Annotated in this window: 8 protein-coding genes; 4 read left to right on the top strand and 4 right to left on the bottom strand. The window is 45.7% G+C overall.

The features are described 5' to 3' along the window. Positions 1-178 precede the first annotated feature (178 nt). Positions 179-1,135: an MDR/zinc-dependent alcohol dehydrogenase-like family protein gene (locus PMG71_RS02310; protein WP_283752026.1), complete on the bottom strand. Its 957-nt coding sequence runs from the start codon at positions 1,133-1,135 to the stop codon at positions 179-181. 159 nt (positions 1,136-1,294) lie between these two features. On the opposite strand from PMG71_RS02310, the gene PMG71_RS02305 reads away from it, so the two are divergent. From PMG71_RS02305 to PMG71_RS02290, 4 genes are all read left to right on the top strand, one after another. Then, positions 1,295-1,534: a type II toxin-antitoxin system Phd/YefM family antitoxin gene (locus PMG71_RS02305; RefSeq protein ID WP_283752025.1), complete on the top strand. Its 240-nt coding sequence runs from the start codon at positions 1,295-1,297 to the stop codon at positions 1,532-1,534. Beyond that, positions 1,531-1,914, top strand: coding sequence for a type II toxin-antitoxin system VapC family toxin (locus tag PMG71_RS02300; RefSeq protein ID WP_283752024.1), 384 nt, complete (start codon positions 1,531-1,533; stop codon positions 1,912-1,914). Before PMG71_RS02305 ends, PMG71_RS02300 begins: the two co-directional genes overlap by 4 nt. Before the next feature lie 117 nt (positions 1,915-2,031). Next, positions 2,032-2,334 (top strand): hypothetical protein, encoded by a 303-nt coding sequence (locus PMG71_RS02295; RefSeq protein ID WP_283752023.1) that lies wholly within the window; start codon positions 2,032-2,034, stop codon positions 2,332-2,334. After that, positions 2,327-2,713, top strand: coding sequence for a type II toxin-antitoxin system VapC family toxin (locus PMG71_RS02290; RefSeq protein WP_347179183.1), 387 nt, complete (start codon positions 2,327-2,329; stop codon positions 2,711-2,713). Before PMG71_RS02295 ends, PMG71_RS02290 begins: the two co-directional genes overlap by 8 nt. A gap of 705 nt (positions 2,714-3,418) precedes the next feature. Here PMG71_RS02290 and PMG71_RS02285 read toward each other — a convergent pair. The 3 genes from PMG71_RS02285 to bchL form a co-directional block, all read right to left on the bottom strand. Beyond that, the gene (locus PMG71_RS02285; protein WP_283752021.1) at positions 3,419-4,822 is read right to left on the bottom strand and encodes a ferredoxin:protochlorophyllide reductase (ATP-dependent) subunit N; all 1,404 of its coding nucleotides are present in this window, start codon (positions 4,820-4,822) and stop codon (positions 3,419-3,421) included. Between the two features lie 32 nt (positions 4,823-4,854). Further along, positions 4,855-5,217, bottom strand: coding sequence for a DUF5331 domain-containing protein (locus tag PMG71_RS02280; protein WP_283752027.1), 363 nt, complete (start codon positions 5,215-5,217; stop codon positions 4,855-4,857). 198 nt (positions 5,218-5,415) lie between these two features. Next, positions 5,416-6,282, bottom strand: coding sequence for a ferredoxin:protochlorophyllide reductase (ATP-dependent) iron-sulfur ATP-binding protein (gene bchL / locus PMG71_RS02275; protein WP_283752020.1), 867 nt, complete (start codon positions 6,280-6,282; stop codon positions 5,416-5,418). Between the last annotated feature and the right edge of the window lie 530 nt (positions 6,283-6,812).

The raw sequence follows: 6,812 nt of genomic DNA, 5'->3' as shown, positions 1-6,812 counted from the left end.
GAAGCGGAAATACCCTAATTAAAAATCCAGGGAGCAAGATGCTCCCACTCCAGTCAGATCAAAGAATTCGAGGAGTGCGGGCATCTTGCCCGCTTCTTAACAAATTTTCATGTCCGCTTGCGGAAACCGGACTTGATATGAGGGTTTATCAAGATCGAGGGCAACTCGCCGTCACGCTCTATTGCTCCATATTCAGTAATACTTTCAAGACTCCTTTTTGTTGGGCCAATTGAAACCCTTCTAAACCTTGGCTCAGGGGATATTCAGCCTGAATTAAACGATTAATATCAATTTGATGGTTTGCGAGCAGCTCTAAAGCTTTGTCAAAGGGGCCGCAGCGCGAGCCAATTAAGGTGATTTCGTTGACGACGAGGGCAGAAGCATCTAGGGTGAGTTGACCGGCATAGGTGCTTTTGAGGATTAGGGTTCCCCTCGGACGCAGAGCGCGAAGGGCGATCGCAAATCCTTCTGGATTGCCTGTACATTCTACGGTGCGATCGAATGTGCCCTCTTGGATCTCATCCGCAAATCCCACTGCAATCCCCAAAGCTTCTAAATTCTCTAATTTCTGCCGATGACGACCAATGACCAACAAACGACATCCAGTCAGGGCCAAGCTTTGAGCTACCAATTGTCCCAGTTTGCCATCACCGACCACCAAAACCTTATCTTCTGGCGTAATGGATACCTGTTCTTGAATTTCCAGCGCGGCTGCTAAAGGTTCCGTAAATGTGGCTGCATTCGTTTCTACTGTATCAGGAACCGGGTGTAAGTTCTTGACGGGTAATGTCAGATAATCCGCAAAAGCACCATTACGATTGACAATGCCTAATACGGTTCTATTTTGGCAATGGGTGGGTTCTCCCCGCCGACAAAACGAACATTCTCCACAACTGGCATTAATTTCCCCGACAACCCGTTGATTGACTAGATTCTCTGGGCCTTCTGCCACTACTCCCACAAACTCATGGCCAAGAATACCCGTATAGGGATAGTATCCCCGGATGAGTTCCAAATCTGTATTACAAATTCCGGCACGCAAAACTTTAACTAAGGCTTCTCCTTCTGGAGGAGTGGGAGTTGCTAAATCGGTTCGCAGTTGTAGCTGTTGATTTTCGAGCCAGATTCCTTTCATGATTCAAGTGTCTATGGGGAGATATTCATGTACTAGGATACTGTATGGGGTTTAAAGAAGTAGAGAGCATTGAAGTCGTCAGTGGCAATCTCTCTGGGAGATCTCTTGGCTTGCTGATGATGCTAAAATTGGGTTACTCAAACTCAGATTACCGAGATTATGGTCAGTGTAACTGTCGAGCAAATCCAGCAAAATCCTTTAAAATACTTACACCAAGTGGAAGCCGGTGAAGCATTAGTTATTGTTCGCGGCGATCGACCTATTGCGGAGCTTAAACCGATTAAACCGAAAAAGGGAGCGTTACGACCCTTTGGTTTATGTGCTGGAGAGTTTGTTGTACCCGATGACTTTGATGCACCATTACCTGAAGATATCCTAAGTGCTTTTGAGGGAAAATGAGAGTTCTACTCGATACTCATATTTTTCTGTGGTTTATTAGTGGCGATCGCCGATTATCCATCAAGCACCTAGAAATTATTCGTAATCTCGATAATCAGATTTATTTAAGTGTCCTGTCTATTTGGGAGGCAATTGTCAAGTACCAGTTGGGAAAACTACCCTTCCCAGAACACCCTGCTCTCTATCTTCCCAAACAACGCGATCGGCATCACATCATCAACCTCGATCTGGATCAAGCTAGTGTTGTTCAACTGGTTAACTTACCTCCTCTACATCGCGATCCTTTTGATCGGATGCTAATTGGTCAAGCTCTACACCACAATTTAACTCTTTTGACCATGGATGCAGCACTTTATCCTTACCCCATCAATAGAATTTAAGGCGATCGCCTGGCTTGCTGATGATGCCCACAGATGATGCTAGAATTGGGTTACCCACACTCTGAATCGATATTGTAGTTTGCACGCCCGATGAGTTAATGGCAGAGTAGAATTATAATGACTGAACTTTCCTTGGACAAAACGGAACTCAAACAACTCCTCAAAACGACTATTCTGGAGTTGGTTCAAGAAGAAAAAGAGATGTTTTCTGAACTGCTGGCAGAAGCACTAGAAGATATTGCCATGGAAAATGCCATTAAGGAAGGAGAGAGCAGTGAAGTCGTTAGTCGCGATGAAATCTTTAAGATGCTGACTTCTGTAGGAAAAGCTCAAGCTCTGTTTAGACAGTATGTTCCTGAAGGTCGAATTCTTTCTGAAGAGTTGATTGCCCAACGGAGACAGGGGCAGGAAATTGAGTGAAGTGGTGGTTGATGCTTCAGCGATTTTAGCGTTGCTTAATCAAGAAAAAGGTAGTGAAGAAGTTGCACGATTTATGGGTAAGGCAGCTATTAGCAGCGTCAATTTATCTGAAGTAATTGCCAAGTTAGCAGAATTGAATATTCCTGAAGATGTAATTGCAGAAATTTTGTCGAATTTACGGCTTGAAGTGATTCCGTTTAATGAAGAACAAGCATTACAAGCGGGTATGCTGCGTCCTGTTACGAAGTCACTGGGTTTATCATTAGGAGACCGCGCTTGTCTGGCACTGGGTATTTATCTTCATCAACCTGTTCTGACGAGCGATCGCCAATGGAGTCATCTCAATCTCAATGTTGAAGTTCGGCTTGTGCGATCATGAACCTTTGGGCGATCGCTCCCTTGCAGGTCGGAGAGTGGCGATCGCCACTCCTCCCCACTACACAGAAAGCAGGTTGCGTATAACAATGTGAAGCTCAAACCGCCATGAGTCGGTGAATGGATTGGGTTCTCTACAGTTTAACCTCAGTTCTACTAAGCTAGTAATAGTCAAGTTAGAAGGATCTCATTAAGCAATTCTGAAGATCTGAATATCCCACAGCGTTGCTACTCTAGAATTTAAACAGATATCACAGCATAATCGATCTTCATAATCTTAACTATAGGAGCAAGAAAAATGAATGATTTTATAGAAACATCACAATTATTTGTTGATCTAATAAATTTAATCTATCTTTCTATTGGATGTTTTGCATTTTTTTTGTATTGGTTTATGCATTCAGTACAAAACGAATAGTCTATCAGCCTCTATAATGATTACTCTAATCCCTACATTTGTCTTACTATTTCTTAGCTTTTCATTTACACCTTTCAATACAAATCTCTTGCCAGTAATGATCAAATTTATCATTGCTACATGGATACCTTGTATTTTGAGGGCGGTCTTGATTTATCGCTTGGGTTGAGGAACGTTCATGTCGGCTTTGCCGAAAACCCAACAAATACCTTGAGTTAGGTCTGGGTTTCACTGTAGGGGCGAACGGCCGTTCGCCCCTACAATAATCTGGAATTTTAGCCAATCAATCTCCTAAACTTTGGCTTCTTCCTTGACTAACTTCTCCCAACCCAAGTCCTTCAGGTTATTATTCCGGCGTAGGGGACGAGTCACCAATTCTAAAATGTCGCGGGTGTTCGTAAAGCCGTGGATTTGGGCAAACGTGAACTCAACTGACCACTTGGTAGTAATTCCCCGTGCTTCCATTGGGTTCGCGTGAGCCATTCCGGTGATGACTAAATCCGGTTTCAGGTCGTAAATCCGTTGAATTTGATTGTAATTATCGGGTTTTTCCACAATATTCGGTAACGGCGCTCCCATCTCTTGACAGGTTTTTTCCAAGAGGGCTAACTCCGCTCCTTGATAGCGCTTATCCATGTAGGGAATGCCGATTTCATGGACAATCATGCCGCAGCGAATGAGGAACCGGGCTTGGGAAATTTCTAATAAATTATCGCCCATGAAAAAGACCGATTTACCGCGCACCAATTGCAGATAATCTTCCACACTTTCCCAGATTTGCTGCTCCCGTTCTGCTAATCCTTTGGGTTCGATATTAAAGACCGAACAAATCTTTTCTATCCAAGCTCTGGTTCCATCCGGGCCGATGGGGAAGGGTGCGCCAATTAACTTACACTTGCGCCGACGCATTAAAGTGGTGGCAGTACGGGATAAAAAGGGGTTCACTCCAGAGACATAATAACCTTCTTCCACAACGGGTAATTCGGTATAGCGTTTTGCGGGTAACCATCCGGACACTTTGATGCCCTGACGCTTTAATTCTAGAGTCAATTGGGTTACGATGGGGTCGGGAACGGAACCGAATAAAACCAGAGGCGGATGGTCTACATATTCCGATTCTTCTTGAGCTACGTCTTCCTTTTTCTTGCCAAAGGTGAGTAGGCGTTGAATGGCGTTGCGCTCTTCTTTTTCTTCGGGTTGTTCCACAGTTTTCGGACAGCGAGCCGCCATTGCCGCAAGTACCGTATCTTCTCCTTGGGTGAAGGCGTAGTCTAAGCCATTGGCGCGAGCAACGACGATGGGAATACCGATTTCTGATTCAAGTTTGGGGGCGAGACCTTCTAAGTCCATCTTGATGATTTCGGTGGTACAAGTCCCGATCCATACAATAACAGAAGGATTGCGATCGCGCTTAATCTGCAAGCACAACCGCTTCAATTCGTCATAATCGCTCAATTTAGCCGAAATATCGCCCTCCTCTAACTCCGCCATGGCATAGCGAGGTTCCGCGAAAATCATCACTCCCATGGCATTTTGCAGGAAATAGCCACAGGTTTTTGTGCCAATCACCAGAAAGAAACTATCTTCAATTTTCTGGTATAACCAGGCAACACAGCTAATGGGACAAAACGTATGATAATTGCCAGTTTCGCACTCAAAATTGAGGGCACTGGTTTCCGGTTGTGCAACAGTCATAAGATATAAACCTAGATTTCAATCAGTTAACGTTATAGATCGTCATCTCCATCCGGTAACAAACGAGACACGCCCGTAGGTTGTCCGGGGGAAGAAATGGCGGGGGCTTCTCCATTGGGGTTTAACTCCCGCTCTGGGTCAAAATTCAAACCCAATACATCCACTAAGGCATCTTCATCCGCATTGAGCTTGAAGAAAGGAACCATCAAATTGCCCAATTTCGGCTCTAGGGCATTCACCACCCCTAAAATCAGGGAAGAAGCGGGTCTGCGTCCCCCATCCGGCGTTTTGTTGGACTTCACTTCCATTTGCAGAAGCAACCACGCTTTATTGGCTTGAAAGTAATCCAGCCATTTTTGGCGAATGGAAGCAGTAAAGTTATCGAAAAAAGCCATACTCACAGCAGTCAATCCAATAGCAAGGGTTTCGTTGAGCCATGATACTGTTTTTCCGGCCGAACTGGGGAAGTTGGGGTGGGGGAGTGGGGGAGTGGGGGAGTGGGGGAGTGGGGGGATGGGGGGATGGGGGGATGGGGAGATGGAGAAAATTGCCTATTCCCTGTTCCCTATTCCCTATTCCCTGTTCCCTATTCCCTAAACCATCATTAGTTCTAGTTCTTCTTCTTCCGCTTTCACTGCTTCCTTGGGAGGGTTGAGGTAGAAGTCAGAAAGGAGGGTGAACAGGTCGCGGTCTGCGGCATCTTTGGGAACAACGCCTTCGGGACGGGCCAGGATTTGGTCGGCGATGTTGAGATAATAGTTGGCAACGGGTTCTAGGGTGGGGTCGGTTTCGGCCATTTCAAAGATGGTTTTGCCTTTTACGCGGGAGATGCGTATATCTTCGATTAGGGGCAGAATCTCTAGGACTGGCATGGGAACGGATTCTACATATTTGTCGATTAGGTCGCGCTTGGAGGTGCGGTTACCGATGAGACCGGCTAATCGTAGGGGGTGGGTTCGGGCTTTTTCGCGCACGGAGGCGGCGATACGGTTGGCGGCAAAGAGGGCATCAAAGCCGTTGTCGGTGACAATCATGCAGTAGTCGGAGTAGTTTAGAGGTGCAGCAAAGCCACCGCAGACGACATCACCGAGTACGTCGAAGAGAATGATATCGTATTCGTCAAAGGCGTTGAGTTCTTTCAGTAGTTTTACGGTTTCGCCAACGACATAACCGCCACATCCTGCTCCGGCGGGAGGGCCGCCTGCTTCTACACAGTCTACGCCACCATAGCCTTTAAATATTACATCTTCGGGCCAAACATCTTCGTAGTGATAATCTTTGGCTTGCAAGGTGTCAATGATGGTGGGAATCAGAAATCCGGTGAGGGTGAAGGTGCTGTCATGTTTGGGGTCGCACCCGATTTGCAGGACTTTTTTTCCTCGTCTGGCGAGTGCAACGGAGATGTTGCAGCTTGTGGTGGATTTGCCGATTCCGCCTTTTCCGTAGACTGATAGTTTCATAGGGCGCTCTCTCCTAATGGCTTTGAATAGCTTGTGTTTCTCGGTCTCGATCGCATTATTAACGAAGTTTCGGGGAAATCCAAGGGGCGATCGGAATGACTTCAGGTTTAATCGCTCGTTTTTAAGCTTTATCTGTTTTTATTGGGCTTCTATCTCTTCCAATTCTCTGTGAAGCTCTAAAATCTTATTTTAAATAATTTTTATTCTTGTTTTTTATAAAAAGTAGTTTAATAGACAAAAAACCCTCATCCCCTAGCCCCTTCTCCCACGGGAGAAGGGGGAAAGTCCCTCTCCCGTGGGAGAGGGATATAGGGAGAGGGCAAACCCCAGGGCTATATTAAAAATCATTACAGTTTTGCCCAGACCGGTAAAATTAGGCAAAAGATCGGTTGACACTCCCCTGCCTAAAGGCGAGGGGATTCTTAAGAACCTTGACCCTAATGGATCTTGATTCGTAACGGCTGTGCCAAACAGCCTCTAGACAGTCCGGTAAAACCATTCTGCTTACTTTTGCGTCCAATATTTGCAGC

The sequence above is a fragment of the Roseofilum acuticapitatum BLCC-M154 genome (assembly GCF_030068475.1).
Classification (GTDB): Bacteria; Cyanobacteriota; Cyanobacteriia; order Cyanobacteriales; family Desertifilaceae; genus Roseofilum; species Roseofilum acuticapitatum.
Note: the sequence above shows the minus strand (reverse complement) of the source record. Positions and strands in the feature narration are given on the sequence as shown.

Coding starts and splice junctions, on each gene's coding strand:
- PMG71_RS02285 (WP_283752021.1), bottom strand. CDS start 4,822: ATGACTGTTGCACAACCGGAAACCAGTGCCCTCAATTTTGAGTGCGAA.
- PMG71_RS02305 (WP_283752025.1), top strand. CDS start 1,295: ATGGTCAGTGTAACTGTCGAGCAAATCCAGCAAAATCCTTTAAAATAC.
- PMG71_RS02310 (WP_283752026.1), bottom strand. CDS start 1,135: ATGAAAGGAATCTGGCTCGAAAATCAACAGCTACAACTGCGAACCGAT.
- PMG71_RS02295 (WP_283752023.1), top strand. CDS start 2,032: ATGACTGAACTTTCCTTGGACAAAACGGAACTCAAACAACTCCTCAAA.
- bchL (WP_283752020.1), bottom strand. CDS start 6,282: ATGAAACTATCAGTCTACGGAAAAGGCGGAATCGGCAAATCCACCACA.
- PMG71_RS02280 (WP_283752027.1), bottom strand. CDS start 5,217: ATGGCTTTTTTCGATAACTTTACTGCTTCCATTCGCCAAAAATGGCTG.
- PMG71_RS02300 (WP_283752024.1), top strand. CDS start 1,531: ATGAGAGTTCTACTCGATACTCATATTTTTCTGTGGTTTATTAGTGGC.